The sequence below is a fragment of the Pseudomonas sp. R5-89-07 genome (genome assembly GCF_003851685.1).
Lineage (GTDB): Bacteria > Pseudomonadota > Gammaproteobacteria > Pseudomonadales > Pseudomonadaceae > Aquipseudomonas.
Window position 1 is genome coordinate 3,732,720 of sequence record NZ_CP027727.1, and the last position, 22,670, is coordinate 3,755,389.

Below are 22,670 nucleotides of genomic sequence, written 5' to 3' on the forward strand. Positions count from 1 at the left end.
GATGGACGCATTGATTCTGTTGGGCAGTTTTATCGCCTTGATCCTGATCGGCATGCCGGTGGCCTACGCCCTGGGCCTGTCGGCGCTGATCGGTGCGTGGTGGATCGACATTCCGTTCCAGGCCTTGATGATCCAGGTGGCGGGTGGGGTGAACAAGTTTTCGCTGATGGCGATTCCGTTCTTCGTGCTGGCTGGCGCGATCATGGCCGAGGGCGGCATGTCGCGGCGGCTGGTGGCGTTTGCCGGTGTGCTGGTGGGCTTCGTGCGCGGCGGGCTGTCGCTGGTCAACATCATGGCGTCGACGTTTTTCGGCGCAATCTCCGGCTCGTCGGTGGCCGATACCGCGTCGGTCGGTTCGGTGCTGATTCCGGAGATGGAACGCCGCGGCTATCCGCGCGAGTTCGCCACGGCGGTGACGGTCAGCGGTTCGGTGCAGGCGCTGCTGACGCCGCCCAGCCATAACTCGGTGCTCTACTCCCTGGCGGCAGGCGGCACGGTATCGATCGCTTCGCTGTTCATGGCCGGCGTGGTGCCAGGCCTGTTGATGAGCGCGTGCCTGATGGTGCTGTGCCTGATCTTCGCGAAAAAGCGCGATTACCCCAAGGGTGAAGTCATTCCCTTGAAGCAGGCGCTGAAGATCGCCGCCGACGCGCTCTGGGGCCTGATGGCCATGGTGATCATCCTCGGCGGTATCCTGTCGGGCATCTTCACCGCCACCGAATCGGCCGCCATTGCGGTGCTGTGGGCGTTCTTCGTGACCATGTTCATCTACCGCGACTACAAATGGCGCGAGCTGCCCAAGCTAATGCACCGCACGGTGCGCACCATTTCCATCGTGATGATCCTGATCGCCTTCGCGGCCAGCTTCGGCTACATCATGACCCTGATGCAGATCCCGGCGAAGATCACCACGCTGTTCCTGACCCTGTCGGACAACCGCTACGTGATTCTGATGTGCATCAACGTGATGCTGCTGTTGCTCGGCACGGTGATGGACATGGCGCCGCTGATCCTGATCCTCACGCCGATCCTGATGCCGGTGATCCTCGGCATCGGCGTCGACCCGGTGCATTTTGGCATGATCATGCTGGTGAACCTGGGCATCGGCCTGATCACCCCGCCAGTGGGCGCGGTGCTGTTCGTGGGCGCGGCGGTGGGCAAGGTCAGCATCGAGAAAACCGTGAAGGCGCTGCTGCCGTTTTATGCGGTGCTGTTCCTGGTACTTATCGCGGTGACCTACATTCCAGCCTTGTCGCTGTGGCTGCCGAGCGTGGTGCTGTAAACAAAGACGCTTGAATGTGGGAGGGGGCTTGCCCCCGATAGCAGTAGGTCAGTCTGAACATCTTTGACTGAAACACCGCAATCGGGGGCAAGCCCCCTCCCATATGTCGGGCAGCGCTGTTTTTACTATTTCCCTACGGCAGGTCGATCGTGTCTTTGAACTTCGTTGAGCTTACGGATCAATTCACCCATCTGGTACTCGCCCCCGCCATCGGCGGTAGCCTCGTCAACTGGACGGTGCGGGCCACCGGGCAGCCGCTGTTGCGCCATAGCGATGAACAGGCAATCAACACCGGCCTGCCGGGCAAATTGGGTTGTTATCCATTGGCTCCCTGGTCCAACCGTATTGCCGAAGGCGGGTTCGACACGCCCAGTGGCTGGCTCGCACTGGCTCCGAACAGCCTCACCGACCCGCTGCCGATTCACGGCTCGGCCTGGCAACAGGCGTGGCAGGTGGTCAGCCAATCGGCGGATGAGGTGCTGCTGGAAGTGACGTGCGACAGGCCGTTCGCCTATCGCGCCGAGCAACGTATCCGCTTGAGCGGTGGGGCGCTGAGGATCGAACTGCGGGTCACGCATCTGGCTGAAACAGCCGCATGGCATGGCGTGGGCCTGCATCCGTACTTTCCGCGCCGGCCGGGTACACGGTTGCAGGCCAAGGCTGCGCAGGTGTGGTTAAGTGATGCGTCCAAGCTGCCGACCGGATTGGCGTCGGTGCCGCAGGACTGGGATTTCAGGCAACCCCAAACGCTGCCGCAAGGCCTGGTGGACAATGGTTTCTGCGAATGGGATGGGTATTGCTTGATCGAACAACCGGAGCTGGGTTACACCCTCGAATGCCAGGCCACCGGCGCCGATTACTTCCTGTTGTACTGCCCGCCAGGGTTGGAGTTTTTCTGCATCGAACCGGTCAGCCATCCGGTGAATGCCCATCACCTGCCAGGCAGGCCGGGCTTGAAACTGCTGGAACAAGGTCAGTCTACCCACCTCGATTTCACCCTGAAATACAGTCCAACTGTGGGAGGGGGCTTGCCCTAAGACTTATGTAGGAGCGAGCTTGCTCGCGAAAAACGACCAGACAACGCGTTCATTCTGAATATGCGCGGGGGGCCTGAATTCTTCGCGAGCAAGCTCGCTCCTACATAAAGCTTCAAGCCAAGCCCCTTCCACACTCAGGTCTACGCCGTGTCAGGGCGGGCTGTTTTTCAGCCGCCCCGCCGTGTCGATACTCACCACCACCGACAACCCAGGCCGCAACCGCTCGCTCTCGGCCTGGTCCGGGTCCACCGTGATCCGCACCGGCACGCGCTGGGCGATCTTGACGAAGTTGCCGGTGGCGTTGTCGGCCTGCAACAGGCTGAACTCCGACCCGGTCGCCGGGGAGATATGCTGCACCGTGCCGTGAAACTTGCGGTGGTTCAGCGCATCCACGGTGAAGGTCACCGGCTGGCCGACCTGCACATTGTCCATCTGGGTTTCTTTCATATTCGCAATCACCCACAACTGCTTGGGCACCAGCGCCATCAACTGCGCGCCAGAGTTGACGTAGGCCCCCAGGCGCACGCCAATCTGCCCCAGCTGACCATCGCGGGGCGCGGTGATGCGCGTGTTGGACAGGTCGATCCGCGCCAGCTCCACCGCCGCCTCCGCGCTGGCCACCGCCGCTTCCAGCGAGCCGCGATTGACGATCACCGTTTGCAGGTCCTGCCGGGCGATTTCCAGGCTGGCCTGGGCCTGGGCCACGGCGGCGATGGTCTGCGCGTTGGCGGCACGGGTCACGTCCAGTTCACGCTTGGACACCGAACCGTCGCTGATCAATTCTTCATTGCGGCGCAGGTCAGCGGTGCTTTTGCGGGCCTGGGCCTGGCTGTCCACCAACGCGGCCTGGCGCAACTTGATGGTCGCCTCGGCGCTGTTGCGTTGCTGCACCACATTGGCCAGCGACGCTTTCTGCACCGCCAGTTGCGCGAGGGCCTGGTCCAGGCGCTGCTTGTAGATGCGGTCATCGAGGCGCACCAGCAGGTCGCCCGCCTTCACATACTGAAAATCCTGCACCGGCACTTCGAACACATAGCCGCTGAGCTGCGGGCCGATGATCGTCACCTGCCCACGCACCAAGGCATTCTCGGTGGTTTCCACCGCGCTGCTGAACGGTGGCAACTGCCACGCATACAGCACGATGAGCACGCCAACGATGGCAATCGCGGCAAAGCCCAGGGACGAAACGATGCGTACCCGTAACGAGCGCGGTTCGGTCACTGTGGCGCCCGGCGGCGTGGAACCCTCAGGCGTGGAGGCAATGGCGTTGGTGGTCGTGGTGGTGGTCGTGGGTTCGGTCATGAAGAGGCGCCGACAGGTTGAACGGGAGGGGTTGCTGCTTTGGTGGTACTCATCAGCCACAGGCTGCGCACGAAGATCCAGATCATGGTCAGGATCGCGATGATCGCAATCAGCATGAACACATCGTTGTAAGCCATCACGTTCGCCTCGCGGGTGGCCGCCGTGGCCAGGCTGCGGATGCCCATGAGGTTACGCAATTGCGGGTCGGCGACGACACCGCCATAGGCCGAGCCGCCGCTCTGCACCCGCGCCGCAACAAGGGGGTCCAGCAGGGTCAGGTGCTCGGTGATCATGCTTGAATGATACTTCTCGCGCACGATCTGGAAGGTGCCGAGCAGCGCCGCGCCGATCAGGCCGCCTAGGTTCTGGCAAATCCCGAACATCACCGAAAAACTCACCAGGTTGCGCGGGTTGGTCAACACGTTCTTGGTGCCCAGTACCATGGTCGGCCCGAGAAAAAAGGTACCGCCGAAGCCTAGCAGGAACTGGCTGATATACAGGTTCTGCGGCCGCGTGAGGTTGCTGGAAAAACTGTCCATCACCGACCCGGTCGCCATCAGCGCCAGGGAAATCACCAGCGGCATCAGCAAGTGCGCCGGGTTGATCGTCAAGGCGCTGACCACCAGCCCCGCAATCGCCCCGGCCAGCATCACCACGTACAGCGTGTGCATCTGCTGGTAGCTCATGTTCAGCATCTGCATGAATCCCACCGCGCCCGTGGACTGTTCGGACAGCACCATGCGAATCAGGATCACCGCCAGCGCCAGGCGAATCATGGTGCCGCTGCCCAGCCAGCGGGTCATCAGCATCGGGTTGGCGCGGTTATGCTCGATGGCCAGGCCGGCCATGATCAGCACCAGCGAACAGGCCGAGGCGATGCCGATCCAGGGCGCCTCCAGCCACCAGTCGATGCGGCCCAGGGACAGCACCGCGCAGAGCAAGGCAACGCCGGTGGCAAGGATTGCGAAAGTCAGGAAGTCGAGTTTTTCAAAAGTCTTGAAGCGGTCGCCGGGCGGCAGCTTGAGCAGGAACACGCAGCCCAGGCAGATCAACGCCAGGCCTAGCTCGAACAGGTACAAGCCACGCCATTCGGCAATTTGCAGCAAGTCTTCGGAGAACAGCCGCGCCAGGGGTAACGCCAGTTGCGCCGTGCCCAACCCCAGCACCAGCGCTTTGAGGCGCCACTTGGCCGGGAACGCCTGGATCATGTAGTACAAGCCCAACGAACTCAGCGCCGCGCCCACCATGCCGTGGGCCGCGCGCACCGCGATGGCCGAGTTGAGATCGTTGACGAACAGATGGCCGAAGGTCACCAGCGCATACAGCACCAGGAACACTTCGGTAAACACGCGCAAGCCGAACTGCTGGCGAAACTTCACCAGCAGCAGGTTCATGCACACGTTGGTCATGACATAGGCGGCGGGCAGCCAGGCCATTTCCGCCGTGGTCGCGCCCAAGGCGCCTTGCAGGTATTGCAGGTTGGCGATCACCAGTGCGTTACCCAACCCGCCGGTGATTGCCACCAATACGCCGACCAGCGCAAACAGCCAGCGTTTGTGGGTGGGGTGCAACGGCGTCGACGGCGAGCCCGGCAGGCTCGGCCGCTCGTGGGGTTGCCAGGTGTGAGGGGTGTATTTATCCATTCGATGACCTTGATGAGCCGACGCGCAAGGCCGGTGAAGCCATTAACTCAGAGAACAGTAAACCTGAGCAGGGTTCATTTTGTCATCCTGGACACACAATTGATGCCTGGAGCAGGTCCGGCTAAAGCGCAGCCTTGACGAGCATACCGGCGGCAACTACCACACACAGGCTGGCGAAGCCCACCTGCAACGCGCGCGCAGGAATCACCGAGCACAAGCGACGCCCGGCCAACATGCCGACAATGCTCGCGCCGATAAACACCCCACCCACCGGCTCGATGCTTACGCCGGCATGAAACGCCCCCACCACGCCGATCAACGAGAGCAGGCTGACGACCATCAACGAGGTCGCGACGATCCCGCGCATCTGCACATCGGTGAGTTGCTTGAACGCCGGCACAATCAGAAAGCCACCGCCCACACCGAGCAGGCCCGAAACCGCACCGGTCACCGCACCCAACGCCGCCAGGGTCGCCGTGCATTTGGCCGTCCACGCCAGGCGCCCGGTCTGCTGGTTGAGCATGCAATTCTTCTGGCCCCAGGAGGCGGCGCCATGGTCACTCGGCCCGGCCTGGATTTTTTCGCGTCGCAGCATGCGCCAGGCCACCAGCACCATCAGTGCGCTGAACAGGCCCATCAGCACCGGCTCCGACAGTTGATGGGCGATGAACACCCCCAGCGGCGAGAACAGCGCGCCCAGCAACGCGATCAATAGCGCCGCGCGGTAACGCACCAGGCCGTGGCGCAGGCCGTCAATCGCGCCCACCGCCGCCGCCGCGCCCACCGCGAGCAATGACACCGGCGCGGCCTGGGTCATCGTCAGCCCCAACCCCAACACCAGCGCCGGCACCCCAAGGATGCCGCCGCCCGCGCCGGTCAGGCCCATGACCAGGCCCATCAATACCCCCAACACACTCGCCAGCAGCATTCAGTCCACCTTGCTCAGGCGGGTCAGCCACTCGCGTCCCTTGAGCATGCCGTTCCAGTAGAACCACGGCAGCAGCGTGGCCTTGAGGAACCACATCGAGCGGCGCGCCCGGGTTGGGTCGAGGGGAAAGGTCGGCAGCAGCTTGCCGCCATAACCGAACTCGGCCAGCACCACCTTGCCCTTCTCCACCGTCAACGGGCAGGAGCCATAGCCGTCGTACTTGAGCGGCAGCGGCGCCTGCCTGCGCAGGGCCAGCAGGTTCTCGGCAACCACCACGATCTGCTTGCGCACCGCTGCGGCGGTCTTGGCGTTGCTGGTGCCGCACACATCGCCGAGGCCGAAGATGTGCGGGTAGCGCAGGTGCTGCAGGCTGTGGGGGTTCACCTCGCACCAGCCACCGGCATCGGCCAGCGGGCTTTGACGGATAAAATCCGGCGCGACCTGCGGCGGCACGACGTGGAGCATGTCGAAGGTTTTCTCGTGGACCGTCACGTTGCCTTCGGCGTCCTTGACTTCGAACCAGGCGGTGCGCGCCGGGCCATCGACTTTCACCAGATTGGCATTGAAGGCCAGGCGTGCATTGTATTTCTCGACGTATTTCATCAACGGCGGCACGAAGGTCGGCACGCCGAACAGCGCGGCACCGGCCAGGTTGAATTCAACCTCGATGTTGTTCAACGTGCCCTGCTTGAGCCAGTGATCGCAGGACAGGTACATGGCCTTCTGCGGCGCGCCGGCGCATTTGATCGGCATGGCTGGCTGGGTGAACAGCGCCTTGCCGCCCTTGAGTTGCTGCACCAGTTGCCAGGTGTAGGCGGCGTGCTGGTAGCTGTAGTTGGAGGTGACGCCGTGGCGGCCGAGGGTTTCTGGCAGGCCCTCGATCTTTTCCCAGGCCAGGCGCAGGCCGGGGCAGACGATCAAGTGGTTCCAGCTGACGCGCTGGTCGTTGTCGAGCACCAGCTGCTGCTCGTCGGGCAGCACTTGGCTGACGGCGGCCTGGATCCAGGTGACGCCGTTGGGCAGTACATTGGCCAGCGGGCGCCGGGTCTTTCGCAGGTCATAGGCGCCGCCGCCGACCAGGGTCCAGGCGGGTTGGTAACAATGAAAATCGTTGGGTTCGATCAGGATGATGTTCAGCTGCGGGTCGCGCTTGAGCAGGCTGGCCAGCAGGCCGATGCCTGCCGAGCCGCCGCCGATGACTACGATATCGCCACTGATGGTGGGTCCCCAGTGTTGTTCGGTCATGGTCTACTGCCTTTTTTGTCAATGCACACAAGGGTCGCTGCCGGATGGCGTCACGCCCAGCTTTTTATGACCGCGCCGCAGTACAGGCCGGACAGGGTCTTCATCACTTGAATCACTTCATGGCTGGCCAGTCCGTAGAAAATGTATTTGCCTTCCCGACGGGTGGCGACCAACCCTTCGTCACGCAAGATGCCCAACTGTTGTGACAGCGTAGGCTGGCGTACGCCGGTCAGGGCTTCCAGCTCGCCGACGTTGCGCTCGCCCTGGGTCAACTGGCACAGGATCAGCAGGCGGTCTTCATTGGCCAGCGCCTTGAGCAAGGAACAGGCCTTGGACGCCGATGCACGCAACTGGGCGACTTCGCCCTCACTCAACGTAGATTCCATTTGCCTCGGCTCCTCGGTCTCACTTAAGCTCAATACATTATGTGTAAACGTAAACTGATTGTAACCACTTTTTTCTTCACCGGGGACAGCCGCCATGCCAGCGTTGATTCAAGCCTTTCTGGACGAGGCCTCGTCGACCTATACCTACATCGTCTATGAGGCGGACGGCGGTCCCTGTGCCATCGTCGACTCGGTGCTCAACTACGACCCGGCCTCCGGGCGCACCGACACCGTCCAGGCCGACAAGGTGATTGCCTTCGTTCACGAGCATGGCCTTGAGGTGCAGTGGCTGCTGGAAACCCATGCCCACGCCGACCACCTGTCCGCCGCGCCTTACCTGCGCCGCACCCTGGGCGGCAAGATTGCGATTGGCCAGTCCATCAGCACGGTGCAGGGCGTATTCAAGCACCTGTTCAACCTGGAGCCGGAGTTTCGCGTCGATGGCTCGCAGTTCGACCACTTGTTCGCGCCGGATGAAATCTTTCATATCGGCGGCTTGCAGGCCCAGGCGCTGCATGTACCCGGGCATACCCCAGCGGACATGGCCTACCTGATCGATGGCCGCCTGATCCTGGTGGGCGACACCCTCTTCATGCCCGACGTGGGCACCGCGCGCTGCGACTTCCCCGGCGGCGATGCGCGCCAGTTGTATGCCTCGATGCGCAAGTTGCTGGCGTTCCCGGCCGAAACCCAGCTGTACGTGTGCCATGACTACCCGCCCGAAGGCCGCGAGGCCAGATGCCTGACCACCGTGGCGGCGCAGCGTGCGGGCAATATCCATGTGCATGACGGCGTGGATGAGGCGACGTTCGTGGCGATGCGCACCCAACGCGATGCCGGGCTGGGAATGCCCACGCTGTTGCTACCGGCGATCCAGGTGAATGTGCGGGCGGGGAATATGCCGCCGGCGGAAGAGAACGGCGTGACCTACCTCAAGATCCCCCTCAATCAACTTTGAAACGCAGTCAAAAAAATGTGGGAAGGGGCTTGCTCCCGATGGCGGTGTGACAGTCCACTCATGTGTAGCTGATCCACCGCTATCGGGGGCAAGCCCCCTCCCACATTTGGGCCTGTGGGTGTCAGGAACCGAGGCTGATGCCGTTGGCCGGTAGAGGCAGCGCGGTCTTGTAGCGCACCTGCTTGAGCGCAAAGCTGGAGCGGATATTCGCCACCCCCGGCACCTTGGTCAGAAAGTCCATCATGAAGCGCTCCAGCGACTGGATCGTCGGCACCAGCACCCGAATCAGGTAGTCCGGGTCGCCGGCCATCAGGTAGCACTCCATCACTTCGGGGCGGTCCGAGATCGCCCCTTCGAACTGCTGCAACGCCAGTTCATTCTGCTTTTCCAGGCTCACATGAATGAACACGTTGACGTGCAGCCCCAGCAGGTCGGCATCCAGCAGCGTGACCTGCTCGCGAATCAGGCCCAACTCCTCCATCGCCTTCACCCGGTTGAAGCACGGCGTGGGCGACAGGTTGACCGAACGGGCCAGGTCGGCGTTGGTGATGCGGGCGTTCTCCTGCAGGGCGTTGAGAATGCCGATATCGGTACGGTCCAGTTTGCGCATGAGACAAAATCACCTGTTTATTATGTTTATGCAGATTTTTTATCCGCAAATGATCTCAGGCGCAATGAAACACAGATAAATATTCTTCTACGCCACGCCTATGATTGTTGTAGGACAAGATTTCTTCTACCCGAAGACTGACTGTCAGCTAGCGCGCCCACTACAAGAAATTCACAAGATCGAGCGTAGAAGCCATGACCCAGCCGTATGAACCACTGCGCCTGCACGTCCCTGAACCCTCGGGCCGTCCAGGCTGCAAGACCGACTTCACCTACCTGCGCCTGACCGACGCCGGCCTGGTGCGCAAACCCGCCATCGACGTAGAGCCTTCCGACACCGCCGACCTGGCCAAAGGCCTGATCCGCGTGCTCGACGACCAGGGCCAGGCCCTGGGCCCGTGGGCCGAGGGTGTCTCGACCCAGATCATGCGCCGCGGCATGCGCGCGATGCTCAAGACGCGCATCTTCGACAACCGCATGGTGGTCGCCCAGCGTCAGAAAAAAATGTCTTTCTACATGCAAAGCCTTGGCGAAGAAGCCATCGGCAGCGCCCAGGCCCTGGCCTTGAACATCGACGACATGTGCTTCCCCACCTACCGCCAGCAAAGCATCCTGATGGCTCGCGAGGTGCCGCTGGTGGACCTGATCTGCCAGCTGCTGTCCAACGAGCGCGACCCGCTCAAGGGCCGCCAGCTGCCGATCATGTACTCGGTCAAGGACGCCGGCTTTTTTACCATTTCCGGCAACCTTGCCACTCAATTCGTACAGGGCGTGGGCTGGGGCATGGCCTCGGCGATCAAGGGCGATACCAAGATCGCTTCGGCCTGGATCGGCGACGGCGCCACGGCTGAATCCGACTTCCATACCGCCCTCACCTTCGCCCACGTCTACCGCGCCCCGGTGATCCTCAACGTGGTGAACAACCAGTGGGCCATCTCGACCTTTCAAGCTATCGCCGGTGGTGAAGCCACCACCTTCGCCGGACGCGGCGTGGGGTGCGGCATCGCCTCGCTGCGGGTCGACGGCAACGACTTCATCGCGGTGTACGCCGCCTCCGCCTGGGCCGCCGAACGCGCCCGACGTAACCTGGGCCCGACGCTGATCGAGTGGGTCACCTACCGCGCCGGCCCGCACTCGACCTCCGACGACCCGTCCAAGTACCGCCCGGCCGATGACTGGAGCCACTTCCCGCTGGGTGACCCGATTGCCCGTCTCAAGCAGCACCTGATCAAGATTGGCCAGTGGTCCGAAGAGGAACACGCGGCGGTCAGTGCCGAGCTGGAAGCCGAAGTCATCGCCGCGCAAAAACAGGCCGAACAGTACGGCACCCTCGCCGGCGGCCAGATTCCAAGCGCCGCGACCATGTTCGAAGACGTCTACAAAGAGATGCCGGAGCACTTGAAGCGCCAGCGTCAAGAGCTGGGGGTCTGACATGAACGATCACAACAACAGCATCGAACTGGAAACCGCCATGACCACAACCACCATGACCATGATCCAGGCCCTGCGCTCGGCCATGGATGTGATGCTTGAACGTGACGACAACGTGGTGGTGTTCGGCCAGGACGTCGGTTACTTCGGCGGCGTGTTCCGTTGCACCGAAGGCCTGCAGACCAAGTACGGCAGCTCACGGGTATTCGACGCACCGATCTCCGAAAGCGGCATCGTCGGCGTCGCGGTGGGCATGGGTGCCTACGGCCTGCGCCCGGTCGCGGAAATCCAGTTCGCCGACTACGTCTACCCCGCCACCGACCAGATCATCTCCGAAGCGGCGCGCCTGCGTTATCGTTCGGCCGGGCAGTTCACCGCGCCCTTGACCATGCGCATGCCGTGCGGCGGCGGTATTTATGGCGGCCAGACCCACAGCCAGAGCATCGAAGCGGTATTCACCCAGGTCTGCGGCCTGCGCACCGTGATGCCGTCCAACCCCTATGACGCCAAGGGCCTGCTGATCGCCTCCATCGAGAACGATGACCCGGTGATCTTCCTTGAACCCAAGCGCCTGTATAACGGCCCGTTCGATGGCCATCACGACCGCCCGGTAACACCGTGGTCGAAACACCCGCAAGCGCAAGTGCCGGACGGTTACTACACCGTGCCGCTGGACGTCGCCGCCATCGTGCGTCCGGGTTCGGCCGTAACCGTGCTGACCTACGGCACCACCGTGTACGTGTCGCAAGTCGCCGCCGAAGAAACCGGCATCGACGCTGAAGTGATCGACCTGCGCAGCCTGTGGCCACTGGACCTGGACACCATCGTCAAGTCGGTGAAAAAGACCGGCCGTTGCGTGGTGGTGCACGAAGCCACGCGCACCTGCGGGTTTGGCGCCGAGCTGGTATCGCTGGTGCAGGAACATTGCTTCCACCACCTGGAAGCGCCGATCGAGCGCGTCACCGGCTGGGACACCCCCTACCCGCACGCGCAGGAGTGGGCGTATTTCCCAGGCCCGTCCCGAGTGGGCGCGGCGTTGAAACGGGTCATGGAGGTCTGAATGGGCACGCACGTTATCAAGATGCCGGACATTGGCGAAGGCATCGCAGAAGTTGAACTGTCACAGTGGCACGTAAAAGTCGGCGACCTGGTGGTCGAAGACCAAGTGCTGGCGGACGTGATGACCGACAAGGCGATGGTGGATATCCCCTCGCCCGTCCACGGCAAGGTGCTGTCGCTGGGCGGCGAGCCGGGCGAAGTCATGGCGGTGGGCAGTATTCTGATCAGCATTGAAGTGGAAGGCGCCGGCAACGCCAAGGAAGCGCCGGCCGCGGCCGCACCGGTGAAAACGGTCGCGCCTGTGGTGGAGAACAAACCGGCACCGGTTGAAGCCAAGCCCGCGCCTATCGCCGCCAAGCCTCAAGCCCCCGTGGCCCGCGATGCGGCCGAGCGCCCGCTGGCCTCTCCCGCCGTGCGCAAACATGCGTTGGATGCAGGTATCCCGTTGCGCCTGGTACAGGGTTCCGGCCCAGCCGGGCGGATCCTGCATGAAGACCTCGACGCCTACCTGCAGCAAGGCGCGAGCAGCTCCTCGAGCGCCGCCAACCCCTACGCCGAACGCCACGACGAGCACCAGATTCCGGTGATCGGCATGCGCCGCAAGATCGCCCAGCGCATGCAGGACGCCACCCGCCGCGCCGCGCATTTCAGCTATGTGGAAGAAATCGACGTCACCGCGCTGGACGAACTGCGCGTGCACCTCAATGAGAAGCACGGCGCCACACGCGGCAAGCTGACCCTGTTGCCGTTCATCGTGCGCGCCATGGTGGTGGCGCTGCGCGACTTCCCGCAGATCAACGCGCGCTACGACGATGAAGCCCAGGTCATCACCCGCCTCGGCGCGGTGCATGTGGGCGTCGCCACCCAGAGCGACGTGGGCTTGATGGTGCCGGTGGTGCGCCACGCCGAAGCCCGCAGCCTGTGGGGCAACGCCGAAGAAATCGCGCGCCTGGCCACGGCGGCGCGCAATGGCAAGGCCAGCCGTGACGAGCTGTCGGGCTCCACCATCACTCTGACCAGCCTTGGCGCGCTGGGCGGGATTGTCAGCACGCCGGTGCTGAACCTGCCGGAAGTGGCCATCGTCGGCGTCAACCGCATCGTCGAGCGGCCCATGGTGATCAAGGGCCAGATCGTGGTGCGCAAGATGATGAACCTCTCCAGCTCGTTCGATCACCGCGTGGTCGATGGCATGGACGCGGCGCAATTCATCCAGGCGATTCGCGGCCTGCTCGAACAACCCGCCAGCCTGTTCCTGGAGTAAGGGCATGACTCAGACACTACACACCACGCTGCTGATCATCGGCGGCGGCCCTGGCGGTTATGTGGCAGCGATTCGCGCCGGCCAGCTGGGCATTCCGACCATTCTGGTGGAAGGCCAGGCGCTGGGCGGCACCTGCCTGAACATCGGCTGCATTCCATCCAAGGCCTTGATCCATGTGGCCGAACAGTTCCAGCAGAGCGTGCACCACAGCCAGGGCTCGCCCCTGGGCATCGAAGTGGATGTGCCCACCCTGGACATCCGCAAAAGCGTGGAATGGAAAGACGGCATCGTCGACCGCCTGACCACCGGCGTCGCCGCGCTGCTGAAGAAACACAAGGTGCAGGTGATTCACGGCTGGGCCAAGGTGGTGGACGGCAAGACCGTCGACGTGGGCGACCAGCGTATCCAGTGCGAACACCTGCTGCTGGCGACCGGTTCGAAAAGCGTCGAACTGCCGATGCTGCCACTGGGCGGGCCGATCATTTCGTCCACCGAAGCCCTGGCGCCCACCCGCGTACCGAAGCGGCTGATCGTGGTGGGCGGCGGTTATATCGGCCTGGAGCTGGGCATTGCCTACCGCAAACTGGGGGCTGAAGTCAGCGTGGTCGAGGCCCAGGACCGCATCCTGCCGGCCTATGACGCCGAGCTGACCCAGCCGGTCGGCGAGTCCCTCAAGCAACTGGGCGTGAAGCTGTACCTCAAGCACAGCGTCACCGGCTTTACCGATAACTGCCTGCAGGTGCGCGACCCCAATGGCGATACGCTGTCGCTGGAGACCGACCAGGTGCTGGTGGCCGTGGGCCGCAAACCCAACACCCAGGGCTGGAACCTCGAAGCGCTGGACCTGGCGATGAACGGCGCGGCGATCAGGATCGACAGCCGCTGCCAGACCAGCATGCGCAACGTCTGGGCCATCGGCGACCTGAGCGGCGAGCCAATGTTGGCGCACCGGGCCATGGCCCAGGGCGAAATGGTTGCCGAACTGATCAGTGGCAAATCCCGCGAATTCAACCCGGCGGCGATCCCGGCCGTGTGTTTTACCGACCCGGAACTGGTGGTGGTCGGCAAGACGCCTGACGACGCCAAGGCGGCCGGTATGGACTGCATCGTGTCGAGCTTCCCCTTCGCCGCCAACGGCCGGGCCATGACCCTGGAGTCGAAAGCCGGCTTCGTGCGGGTGGTGGCACGGCGGGACAATCATCTGATTGTCGGCTGGCAGGCGGTGGGCGCGGGGGTGTCGGAACTGTCCACGGCGTTTGGCCTGAGCCTGGAAATGGGTTCGCGCCTGGAAGACGTGGCCGGCACCATCCACGCTCACCCGACGTTGGGTGAAGCCGTGCAGGAAGCCGCGCTGCGGGCGCTGGGCCACGCGCTGCATCTGTAGACCGTGGCGAGGCCATCGGGGGCAAGTCGAATCGTCGCACCGCCCCTCCCACAGGGGAACGCATGTGGGAGGGGGCTTGCCCCCGATAGCGATGGATCAGCCAATAGAGATGTCGAATGGTCCATCCGCCCGCTCCCACACAAGCCAAGAATGCAGTATTGTTGCGGCCATCCAGAAAAAAATCCGACTTGACCAGAGATTAGAGGGTGTCATGGGTAACGAAAGCATCAATTGGGACAAGCTGGGTTTTGACTACATCAAGACCGACAAGCGGTTTCTCCAGGTCTGGAAAAACGGCGAATGGCAAGACGGCACCCTGACCGACGACAATGTGCTGCACATCAGCGAGGGCTCCACTGCCCTGCACTATGGCCAGCAGTGCTTTGAAGGCCTCAAGGCCTACCGCTGCAAGGACGGCTCGATCAACCTGTTCCGTCCAGACCAGAACGCCGCGCGCATGCAGCGCAGCTGTGCCCGCCTGCTGATGCCACATGTGACAACCGAGGCATTCATCGATGCCTGCAAGCAAGTGGTCAAGGCCAACGAACGCTTCATCCCGCCTTACGGCAGCGGCGGCGCGCTGTACCTGCGCCCGTTCGTGATCGGCACCGGTGACAACATCGGTGTACGCACCGCGCCGGAGTTCATCTTCTCGGTGTTCTGCATCCCGGTTGGCGCCTATTTCAAGGGCGGCCTGGTGCCCCACAACTTCCAGATCTCCACTTTCGACCGCGCCGCGCCACAGGGCACCGGTGCCGCGAAAGTGGGCGGTAACTACGCCGCCAGCCTGATGCCAGGTTCGGAAGCGAAAAAATCCGGCTTCGCCGACGCGATCTACCTGGACCCGATGACCCATTCGAAAATCGAAGAAGTCGGCTCGGCCAACTTCTTCGGTATCACCCATGACAACCAGTTCATCACGCCGAAGTCGCCTTCGGTACTGCCAGGCATCACCCGCCTGTCGCTGATCGAACTGGCCCAGACCCGCCTGGGCCTGGACGTGGTCGAAGGCGAAGTGTTCATCGACAAGCTGGATCAATTCAAGGAAGCCGGCGCCTGCGGTACCGCTGCAGTGATCTCGCCCATCGGCGGCATCCAGTACAACGGCAAACTGCATGTGTTCCACAGCGAGACCGAAGTGGGCCCGATCACCCAGAAGCTTTATAAAGAGCTGACCGGAGTGCAGACCGGTGACGTTGAAGCGCCTGCAGGTTGGATCGTAAAAGTCTAAGCAGCACCGCAAAACCTTGTGGGAGGGGGCTTGCTCCCGATAGCGGTCTATCAGTCAGCAGATGTATTGGCTGACCTACCGCCATCGGGGGCAAGCCCCCTCCCACATTTGATCTGCAGTATTTTCAAGGTTGGGGGATATTGCTGGCAATCTTCTTGCCCATGCTGATCCTCGGTTCCACCCCATACCCCAATGCCTCGTAGAACCCCGCCACCGCGTCATTGCCGCTGGTGATCTGCAGGTTGATCTTCATGCAACCCAGCGCCATCAACGCCTGTTCCGCGTAACGCACCAACGATGACCCCAGGCCGTGGCGCCGATAGTCGGCATGCACCGCCACCGAATACAACCAGCCACGATGGCCGTCGTACCCGGCGAGGATCGTACCGATCACGGTTTTTTTATCGGTCGCCACAAAGAACAACCCATCATTGACCGCCAGTTTCTTATCGATGGCCAGGCTCGGCAGGTTATGCGCGGTGTCGTAGCCGAACGCTTGCTGCCATAACGCAACCACCTGCGCACGGTGCTGGCGGTCGCGATACGGGCCGATGGGGTGCCGAGACAGCAAGGCCTTTTCCATGACCAGTGTGCGCTCGTTGCCGTGGTAGACATCGCGCACGGTATGAAAACCCAGCTTGCTATAGAAGGGTTCGGCGGTCAGCGAGGACGGCACGCTTAACACGGTCACCCCGGCTTCACGGGCACGCAACTCGATCTCGATCATCAGCAGCCGACCAATGCCCTGCCCTTGCAGCGCCGGGTTAACGAATACCGAGCGCACTACATTGGCATCCAGGGCCGCCGTGGCGACGATCACCTGCGCCTGAACCGCCACCAGCACCACACGCCGCTTGAGCAGTTCCAGCACCGCCTCCGGCGTGAAATTGCTCGCCACCCGAGCGATCACATCCGCTGGGTAATCCCGCGCATTGCTGCTGTGCAAGGCGGCCAGGATGACCTGGCTGATGCCCTCGGCATCTGAGGCTTGGGCAATACGAACGGCGGTAGACATGCTTGCTCCTGGCTGACGGCGACTGGGCAGGCACCACAATACCAATATGGGAGGGGCGGTGCGACGATTCGGCTTGCCCCTGATTACGGTGGATCAAGTACAGACAAGCCGACTAATCTACCGATATCGAGGTATGGGTGTGTATGCAACTTTGGCACGGCCCTGAACCTGTGGCGAGGGAGCTTGCTCCCGCTGGGCCGCGAAGCGGCCCCAAACAATGGGCCTGCTGCGCAGTCCAGCGGGAGCAAGCTCCCTCACCACAGGATTGGTGTTCGCCTTAACTGACTGGCATTAGGGCTTGCCCTCTTTCTAACCGTGCCCGCTAGCAATACGCTTGCCGGGTTTAGCGCCCACCAGCTTGGCCTGCCCATCCTTCTGCTTGCCCGTGCGCGCCTCGCTGATAAGCCCCGGTATCAACTTGCCCTCCGGCAGATTCTTCCAGAACCGACTGGGCAAGTGCCCTTCCATGACCTTCGGGTTCAACCGCGCCGGGTTGAAGATGTGGCTGTAGTAGGTCAGCCACATGGCGCTGTGCGGGTCTTCGACATTCTGCGCCAGTTGCTGCCAGGCCTCGGGGCACTGGCGCTGGTGAATCAACTGCTCGCCGTCGTAATACACCCCGTCCAGAGGAGTTGCGATCATCCAGCGATGCCGGCCCATGCGCCCGACAAAATGCTGGCTGGCACTCTTGAGGATGTCGTGGGCGGGCTCGTGCCAGGCCACGTATTCCGGCAGCTCGGGCCCCGCCTCGGCCGGCAGTGCGATAAACCGCACAAACGCATGCAAGTGGTGGGCTTCACGGCTGACCTGCTTGATGCGTCGCTGCAATTCGCTACCCAGCTTGTCCCCTGCCAGCATCGCCGTGCGATCGCCATGGCTGACCCGCCAAAGCACCTCGTAGAGCAGGCTCCAGCGCTGCTCGCCGTGGTAGCAGGCGGCCGATTCCAATAGTTGCAGCAACGCCTTGGGAATGCGCGCCTGGAACGGACCGGGCTCGGCCGGGATCGGCTCGTCGGTGGCAAACAGATCCGCCACCTCAGCCTCGCCCCAGCTTACCTGGCTGGGGTCGACCTGATGGCTGAGCAGCCAGCGCGCCTGTTCGCGCCAGGTGCCGAACAGGTTGTCGCATTCCAGGCTGATCATCCCCATAGCCCCATCTGTTGCGGTTGCGGGCGATCACGCAGCTGTTCACGCAGCAGTACGCTGGTGCTGTCGGCTTGCTGGGGGTGGTAATCGCTGGTGATGAAGAACGGTTTGGCCTTGGCCAGCACGCAGCGCATGCGCGCCAGGTCTTCGAAGCGGATCTTGCGTTCGCGGCGCAGGTCGACCAGGCGCTGGGTGGTGCGCAGGCCAATGCCGGGGATGCGCGCGATCAACGTTGGTTCGGCGCGGTTCAGGTCCAGGGGAAACACTTCGCGGTGCTCCAGCGCCCAGGCCAGTTTGGGGTCGATATCCAGAGCCAGGTGGCCGGGGCCTTCGAACAGCTCATTGGCGCTGAAACCGTAGCTGCGCAACAGGAAGTCGGCTTGGTACAAGCGGTGTTCGCGCATCAGTGGCGGCGCGGCCAGGGGCACGCTTTTCGGGCTGTTGGGGATGGGGCTGAATGCCGAGTAATACACACGGCGCAGCTTGTAATTGCCGTACAAGGCTTCGGCCCCGTGCAGGATGGTGCTGTCATCGGTGTCATCGGCGCCGACGATCATTTGCGTGCTCTGCCCGGCCGGGGCGAAGCGTGGCGCGCGCGGCTCGTTGAACACCGTTTGCTCACCGGTGTAGATGGTCTGCATGGCCTGCTTGATCGAGCCGATCTGCTTTTCCGGCGCCAGGGTTTGCAGGCTGGCATCGGTGGGCAGTTCGATATTCACGCTCAGGCGGTCGGCATAGCGCCCGGCCTCGGCGATCAGCGCCGGGTCGGCTTCGGGGATGGTCTTGAGGTGGATATAGCCGCGAAAGTCGTGCTCTTCGCGCAGCAGTTTGGCGACCCGCACCAACTGTTCCATGGTGTAGTCAGCTGAACGGATGATGCCGGAACTGAGAAACAGGCCGCTGACGCAATTGCGCTTGTAGAAGTCCAGCGTCAGGGTGACCACTTCTTCCGGGCTGAACCGCGCACGGGGCACATCGCTGGAACGGCGGTTGACACAGTACTGGCAGTCGTAGAGACAGAAGTTGGTGAGCAACACCTTGAGCAGCGAGACGCAACGCCCGTCCGGGGTATAGCTGTGGCAGATGCCCATGCCATCGGTGGAACCCAGCCCCGCCTTGCCTTCGGAACTGCGCTTGGGCGCGCCACTGCTGGCGCACGAAGCGTCGTACTTGGCGGCGTCGGCGAGGATGCTGAGTTTTTCGATCAACTGCATGGGAAGCTACCAATACTGGTTTTTTGTACAGTATCAGCAGCCACTCCCTGTCACAAGTGCCGTTTGTAGGAGCGAGCTTGCTCGCGAAAAATACAAGAGCGCCGCGTTAATTCAGAAGAGGCACGTTATCGTTGACGCTTTTCGCGAGCAAGCTCGCTCCTACAGGGTCAGATCAACTCGCCGTTGCGAGAAGCAGGTCCTGCACCGAGCGTGCTGAATCACGGCTACGGTCATTGGCATACAGCGACGCCGCAATTTCATCCGCCCGAATCGGCAGCACCGACAGCAACGTATCGCTCAAACCATGGCTGGCCTGGCTGAACCCCTGGATGTAGATGCCCGCCTTGCAGCGCTCATCGGTGACGATACGGTAGTCGCGGGCCACTTCGAAGTCGCCCATGTAGGCCTGCAGCGGCGCGAGCAGTTCGCGGTGCATCTGGCGCTCGTAGCCGGTGGCGAGGATCACCGCGTCGTAATGGCTCACGCTGGTTTCGCCGCTGGCGTTGTTGCGCAGCGTCAGTTCGATACCCAGCGGGCCGGGGGTGGCCTTTTCGACCACGGTCAGGGTGCGGAACGCCTGGCGCGCAACGCCGGAGACTTTCTGCCGATAGAAAATGCCGTAGATGCGTTCGATCAGGTCCAGGTCCACCACCGAGTAGTTGGTGTTCTGGTACTCGGCGACCAGCCGCTCACGCTCAGCGCCGACTTGCTGGAACACCAGGTCGGTGAAGGCCGGCGAGAACACTTCGTTGACGAACGGGCTGTCATCGGCGGGCTTGAGCGCCGAGCCGCGCAGGATCATGTCGACCTGCACCGACGGGAAACTGTCGTTGAGGTCGATAAAGGCCTCGGCAGCGCTCTGGCCACCGCCGATCACCGCGATGCGCATCGGCTTGCCCTCGACACACGGCTGGCTGGCCATGCGCTCCAGGTACTGGGAATGGTGGAACACCCGGCTGTCGCCCTTGAGCGCCTTGAACGCTTCGGGAATGCGCGGCGTGCCACCGGCGCTGACCACCACTGAGCGCGTGGTGCGCACATGTTGTTCGCCTTGGGCATCACGGGAGATCACGCGCAGCGCTTCAACCTGCTGCTGATGCAGGATCGGCTCGATGGCCAGCACTTCTTCGCCGTAGCGGGCCTGGGCCTGGAATTGACCGGCGACCCAGCGCAGGTAGTCGTTGTACTCCATGCGGCACGGGTAGAAGGTGCCCAGGTTGATGAAGTCCACCAGGCGCTCGTGGGCCTTGAGGTAATTGACGAAGGAGTATGGGCTGGTGGGGTTGCGCAGGGTTACCAGGTCCTTGAGGAAGGAAATCTGCAGTTCGCTCTGGGTCACCAGGGTATTGCCGTGCCAGCGGTAATCGGCTTGTTTGTCGAGAAACAGCACGTCCAGTTTGCCCTGGGCCTTCTCACGCTCCTGCAGGGCGATGGCCAGCGCCAGGTTCGAAGGGCCGAAACCGATCCCGATCAGGTCGTGAACCGCGGGCGAAGCAATTGCCTGTGTCATTCCAGTGTCCTCTGGATAAGCCCCGTGGCGGTTGGGGCGGGAATACCTTCAAGGCCTGAACAACAGGCCGTGTGTTGATAGGAAACGAGGACAATGAAATAAAATTTAACTAACAGCGCTTCAGTGCGCTTCCCACTCACGCATGCGTAACCGGCAGTGCTTCATGGCGTTGACGATGTGCTTTTCCACCAGGCTGCGGGAAATGCCCAGGCGCTCGGCGATTTGCAGATGGGACAGGTCCTCCAGTTTGCGCAAGAGGAAACTGTCGCGGCAGGCAGCCGGCAACTCGGCCAGGGCGCGCTCGAGCAGCTCCAGGCGCTGGCCCTGGGCGTGGCTGGCGTGGGGCGAACACGGGGCGAAGCGTTCTTCGCTGTCCAGCACTTCCAGCGGCTCGACCTGACGCAGGGCATTGCGCCGATGGCCGTCGATCACCAGGTTCAGCGCGGTGCGGTAGAGAAACGCGCGCGGCTGTTCGATCGGGGTGTCACTGGAGCGCTCCAGCACCCGCAGGTACGCGTCATGCACCACATCCTCAGCCACCTGACGGTTGCCCAGCTTGGCGTTGAGGAAACACACCAGCTCGCGATAGTAGTTTTCCAACATGGCTCCTGGCCCCGTGGCCGTGGTACTGACGATGCCAGCCCGTGTAGGAACAAGCCCAGCGATGATGTCAGTTTGAATGCGTGCAATTTATAATAATTCTCATCTACTTTTAAAGAAGTCTTGCATCAACAATCGATTTTTTTCTCCACGCAACCTGTAACCGCGCGTGTAACAGCCTAAATCCGCGGACGTTTTCATCGTTTAACTGTCAGCTCTGCGCGACTGCGCCCCGATCTTTCCTGGCTGGAACCTACGCATGAAACGCCCTCGACCTGCCCGACGCGCCCTGCTTGCGGTGGCGTGCCTGATCCCCATCGTTGCGTTTGCCACCTGGCAAGGCCTTGCGCCGGGCCGCGACACCCTCGCCACGGTCACCGTCAGCCGGGGCGATATCGAAAACAGCGTCACCGCCTTGGGCACCCTGCAACCGCGGCGTTATGTGGATGTCGGCGCCCAGGCTTCCGGGCAGATCCAGAAGATTCACGTCGAGGCCGGCGACCAGGTCAAGGAAGGCCAGTTGCTGGTCGAGATCGACCCGTCGACGCAAAAAGCCAAGCTCGACGCCAGCCGCTACGCCATCGACAACCTTGCGGCGCAGTTGCAGGAGCAGAAGGCCCTGCATGCCTTGGCGCGCCAGAAGTACCAGCGCCAGCAACGCCTGAGCGCCGGTAATGCCACCCGCGAAGAAGATGTACAAACCGCCAAGGCTGAACTGAGCGCGACCCAGGCGCGGGTCGACATGTTCCAGGCCCAGATTCGCCAGGCCCAGGCCAGCTTGCGCAGCGACGAGGCGGAACTGGGCTACACGCGCATCTACGCACCGATGGCCGGTACCGTGGTCGCGGTGGATGCGCGGGTCGGCCAGACGCTCAACGCCCAGCAACAGACCCCGCTGATCCTGCGTATCGCCAGGCTGTCGCCGATGACCGTGTGGGCCGAGGTGTCCGAGGCGGATATCGGCCATGTCAAACCCGGCATGCGCGCGTACTTCACCACCTTGAGCGGCGGCAGCCGCCGCTGGACCAGCACCGTGCGCCAGATCCTGCCGATCCCGCCCAAGCCGTTGAACGAAACCCAAGGCAGCGGCAGCCCGAGCAGCGCCAGCAAGAGCGGCACCGGCCGCGTGGTGCTCTACACGGTCTTGCTGGACGTGGACAACGCCGATAACGCGCTGATGGCCGAGATGACCACCCAGGTGTTTTTCGTCGCAAGCCAGGTCAAGGACGCCCTCACCGTGCCGGTCGCCGCGCTGCAAGGCACGCCCACCGCGAACACTCAGACCGCCCGGGTGGTAGCAAAAAACGGCAGCATCGAGCAGCGCGAGGTGCGCCTGGGGATCAGCGACCGCCTGCGCGTCCAGGTGCTGGAAGGACTCAACGAAGGCGATCGCCTGTTGATCGGTCCGGCCGACAGCAGTGGGGGTTGA

The 22,670-nt window shown here is 62.7% G+C and carries 20 protein-coding genes; 9 read left to right on the top strand and 11 right to left on the bottom strand.

The features are described 5' to 3' along the window. The first annotated feature begins 1 nt into the window (after nt 1). Both C4J94_RS17035 and C4J94_RS17040 read left to right on the top strand, forming a co-directional pair. Nucleotides 2-1,282, top strand: a complete 1,281-nt coding sequence (locus C4J94_RS17035) for a TRAP transporter large permease (RefSeq protein ID WP_124387245.1) — start codon at nt 2-4, stop codon at nt 1,280-1,282. 149 nt (nt 1,283-1,431) lie between these two features. Beyond that, on the top strand, nt 1,432-2,319 hold the full coding sequence (locus C4J94_RS17040; protein ID WP_256657543.1) for an aldose 1-epimerase: 888 nt from the start codon (nt 1,432-1,434) through the stop codon (nt 2,317-2,319). A 150-nt stretch (nt 2,320-2,469) separates the two neighbouring features. Here the strand turns inward: C4J94_RS17040 and C4J94_RS17045 are convergent, their stop codons facing one another. The 5 genes from C4J94_RS17045 to C4J94_RS17065 all read right to left on the bottom strand — a co-directional run bounded on the left by C4J94_RS17045 (nt 2,470) and on the right by C4J94_RS17065 (nt 7,823). Next, complete coding sequence (locus tag C4J94_RS17045; RefSeq protein ID WP_124387246.1) at nt 2,470-3,621, bottom strand: HlyD family secretion protein; 1,152 nt, start codon at nt 3,619-3,621, stop codon at nt 2,470-2,472. After that, on the bottom strand, nt 3,618-5,264 hold the full coding sequence (locus C4J94_RS17050) for an MFS transporter (RefSeq protein ID WP_124387247.1): 1,647 nt from the start codon (nt 5,262-5,264) through the stop codon (nt 3,618-3,620). The genes C4J94_RS17045 and C4J94_RS17050 overlap by 4 nt, the downstream gene beginning before the upstream one ends. Nucleotides 5,265-5,385: 121 nt before the next feature. After that, on the bottom strand, nt 5,386-6,192 hold the full coding sequence (locus tag C4J94_RS17055; RefSeq protein WP_124387248.1) for a sulfite exporter TauE/SafE family protein: 807 nt from the start codon (nt 6,190-6,192) through the stop codon (nt 5,386-5,388). Beyond that, complete coding sequence (locus tag C4J94_RS17060; RefSeq protein ID WP_124387249.1) at nt 6,193-7,437, bottom strand: FAD/NAD(P)-binding oxidoreductase; 1,245 nt, start codon at nt 7,435-7,437, stop codon at nt 6,193-6,195. Between the two features lie 50 nt (nt 7,438-7,487). After that, nucleotides 7,488-7,823, bottom strand: coding sequence for a helix-turn-helix transcriptional regulator (locus C4J94_RS17065; protein WP_005789341.1), 336 nt, complete (start codon nt 7,821-7,823; stop codon nt 7,488-7,490). A 94-nt stretch (nt 7,824-7,917) separates the two neighbouring features. On the opposite strand from C4J94_RS17065, the gene C4J94_RS17070 reads away from it, so the two are divergent. Further along, nucleotides 7,918-8,781 carry an MBL fold metallo-hydrolase gene (locus C4J94_RS17070; protein WP_124387250.1) on the top strand — a complete coding sequence of 288 codons (864 nt, stop codon included), beginning with the start codon at nt 7,918-7,920 and terminating at the stop codon, nt 8,779-8,781. 121 nt (nt 8,782-8,902) lie between these two features. On the opposite strand, the gene bkdR is transcribed toward C4J94_RS17070, so the two are convergent. Next, a complete protein-coding gene (gene bkdR / locus C4J94_RS17075; RefSeq protein WP_003174877.1) occupies nt 8,903-9,391 on the bottom strand; it encodes a Bkd operon transcriptional regulator BkdR in 489 nt (162 codons plus the stop codon). A gap of 194 nt (nt 9,392-9,585) precedes the next feature. On the opposite strand from bkdR, the gene C4J94_RS17080 reads away from it, so the two are divergent. The 5 genes from C4J94_RS17080 to C4J94_RS17100 all read left to right on the top strand — a co-directional run bounded on the left by C4J94_RS17080 (nt 9,586) and on the right by C4J94_RS17100 (nt 15,756). Further along, a complete protein-coding gene (locus C4J94_RS17080) occupies nt 9,586-10,821 on the top strand; it encodes a 3-methyl-2-oxobutanoate dehydrogenase (2-methylpropanoyl-transferring) subunit alpha (RefSeq protein WP_124387251.1) in 1,236 nt (411 codons plus the stop codon). Between the two features lies 1 nt (nt 10,822). After that, on the top strand, nt 10,823-11,881 hold the full coding sequence (locus C4J94_RS17085; protein WP_124387252.1) for an alpha-ketoacid dehydrogenase subunit beta: 1,059 nt from the start codon (nt 10,823-10,825) through the stop codon (nt 11,879-11,881). Then, nucleotides 11,882-13,141, top strand: a complete 1,260-nt coding sequence (locus tag C4J94_RS17090) for a dihydrolipoamide acetyltransferase family protein (protein WP_124387253.1) — start codon at nt 11,882-11,884, stop codon at nt 13,139-13,141. It begins immediately after the preceding gene. A gap of 4 nt (nt 13,142-13,145) precedes the next feature. After that, nucleotides 13,146-14,525: a dihydrolipoyl dehydrogenase gene (gene lpdA, locus C4J94_RS17095; protein ID WP_124387254.1), complete on the top strand. Its 1,380-nt coding sequence runs from the start codon at nt 13,146-13,148 to the stop codon at nt 14,523-14,525. A gap of 211 nt (nt 14,526-14,736) precedes the next feature. Further along, a complete protein-coding gene (locus tag C4J94_RS17100) occupies nt 14,737-15,756 on the top strand; it encodes a branched-chain amino acid aminotransferase (protein ID WP_124387255.1) in 1,020 nt (339 codons plus the stop codon). 124 nt (nt 15,757-15,880) lie between these two features. Here C4J94_RS17100 and C4J94_RS17105 read toward each other — a convergent pair whose 3' ends face one another. From C4J94_RS17105 to C4J94_RS17130, 5 genes are all read right to left on the bottom strand, one after another. Then, on the bottom strand, nt 15,881-16,771 hold the full coding sequence (locus C4J94_RS17105; protein WP_124387256.1) for a GNAT family acetyltransferase: 891 nt from the start codon (nt 16,769-16,771) through the stop codon (nt 15,881-15,883). Between the two features lie 309 nt (nt 16,772-17,080). Then, nucleotides 17,081-17,914 (bottom strand): TIGR03915 family putative DNA repair protein, encoded by an 834-nt coding sequence (locus C4J94_RS17115; protein ID WP_124387258.1) that lies wholly within the window; start codon nt 17,912-17,914, stop codon nt 17,081-17,083. Next, nucleotides 17,911-19,131 (bottom strand): putative DNA modification/repair radical SAM protein, encoded by a 1,221-nt coding sequence (locus C4J94_RS17120; protein WP_056861349.1) that lies wholly within the window; start codon nt 19,129-19,131, stop codon nt 17,911-17,913. The genes C4J94_RS17115 and C4J94_RS17120 overlap by 4 nt, the downstream gene beginning before the upstream one ends. Nucleotides 19,132-19,303: 172 nt before the next feature. Further along, on the bottom strand, nt 19,304-20,641 hold the full coding sequence (locus C4J94_RS17125) for a lysine N(6)-hydroxylase/L-ornithine N(5)-oxygenase family protein (protein ID WP_124387259.1): 1,338 nt from the start codon (nt 20,639-20,641) through the stop codon (nt 19,304-19,306). Nucleotides 20,642-20,761: 120 nt separating this feature from the next. Continuing rightward, nucleotides 20,762-21,244, bottom strand: coding sequence for a sigma-70 family RNA polymerase sigma factor (locus tag C4J94_RS17130; protein WP_124387260.1), 483 nt, complete (start codon nt 21,242-21,244; stop codon nt 20,762-20,764). A gap of 256 nt (nt 21,245-21,500) precedes the next feature. Here C4J94_RS17130 and C4J94_RS17135 point away from each other — a divergent pair, with 256 nt between their 5' ends. Then, nucleotides 21,501-22,670, top strand: a complete 1,170-nt coding sequence (locus C4J94_RS17135; RefSeq protein ID WP_124387261.1) for an efflux RND transporter periplasmic adaptor subunit — start codon at nt 21,501-21,503, stop codon at nt 22,668-22,670.

Bases quoted from the DNA above. Each gene is read 5' to 3' on its own strand.
- C4J94_RS17035 (WP_124387245.1), top strand. From the start codon at position 2: ATGGACGCATTGATTCTGTTGGGCAGTTTTATCGCCTTGATCCTGATC.
- C4J94_RS17045 (WP_124387246.1), bottom strand. From the start codon at position 3,621: ATGACCGAACCCACGACCACCACCACGACCACCAACGCCATTGCCTCC.
- C4J94_RS17050 (WP_124387247.1), bottom strand. From the start codon at position 5,264: ATGGATAAATACACCCCTCACACCTGGCAACCCCACGAGCGGCCGAGC.
- C4J94_RS17055 (WP_124387248.1), bottom strand. From the start codon at position 6,192: ATGCTGCTGGCGAGTGTGTTGGGGGTATTGATGGGCCTGGTCATGGGC.
- C4J94_RS17060 (WP_124387249.1), bottom strand. From the start codon at position 7,437: ATGACCGAACAACACTGGGGACCCACCATCAGTGGCGATATCGTAGTC.
- C4J94_RS17065 (WP_005789341.1), bottom strand. From the start codon at position 7,823: ATGGAATCTACGTTGAGTGAGGGCGAAGTCGCCCAGTTGCGTGCATCG.
- C4J94_RS17070 (WP_124387250.1), top strand. From the start codon at position 7,918: ATGCCAGCGTTGATTCAAGCCTTTCTGGACGAGGCCTCGTCGACCTAT.
- bkdR (WP_003174877.1), bottom strand. From the start codon at position 9,391: ATGCGCAAACTGGACCGTACCGATATCGGCATTCTCAACGCCCTGCAG.
- C4J94_RS17080 (WP_124387251.1), top strand. From the start codon at position 9,586: ATGACCCAGCCGTATGAACCACTGCGCCTGCACGTCCCTGAACCCTCG.
- C4J94_RS17085 (WP_124387252.1), top strand. From the start codon at position 10,823: ATGAACGATCACAACAACAGCATCGAACTGGAAACCGCCATGACCACA.
- C4J94_RS17090 (WP_124387253.1), top strand. From the start codon at position 11,882: ATGGGCACGCACGTTATCAAGATGCCGGACATTGGCGAAGGCATCGCA.
- lpdA (WP_124387254.1), top strand. From the start codon at position 13,146: ATGACTCAGACACTACACACCACGCTGCTGATCATCGGCGGCGGCCCT.
- C4J94_RS17100 (WP_124387255.1), top strand. From the start codon at position 14,737: ATGGGTAACGAAAGCATCAATTGGGACAAGCTGGGTTTTGACTACATC.
- C4J94_RS17105 (WP_124387256.1), bottom strand. From the start codon at position 16,771: ATGTCTACCGCCGTTCGTATTGCCCAAGCCTCAGATGCCGAGGGCATC.
- C4J94_RS17115 (WP_124387258.1), bottom strand. From the start codon at position 17,914: ATGATCAGCCTGGAATGCGACAACCTGTTCGGCACCTGGCGCGAACAG.
- C4J94_RS17120 (WP_056861349.1), bottom strand. From the start codon at position 19,131: ATGCAGTTGATCGAAAAACTCAGCATCCTCGCCGACGCCGCCAAGTAC.
- C4J94_RS17125 (WP_124387259.1), bottom strand. From the start codon at position 20,641: ATGACACAGGCAATTGCTTCGCCCGCGGTTCACGACCTGATCGGGATC.
- C4J94_RS17130 (WP_124387260.1), bottom strand. From the start codon at position 21,244: ATGTTGGAAAACTACTATCGCGAGCTGGTGTGTTTCCTCAACGCCAAG.
- C4J94_RS17135 (WP_124387261.1), top strand. From the start codon at position 21,501: ATGAAACGCCCTCGACCTGCCCGACGCGCCCTGCTTGCGGTGGCGTGC.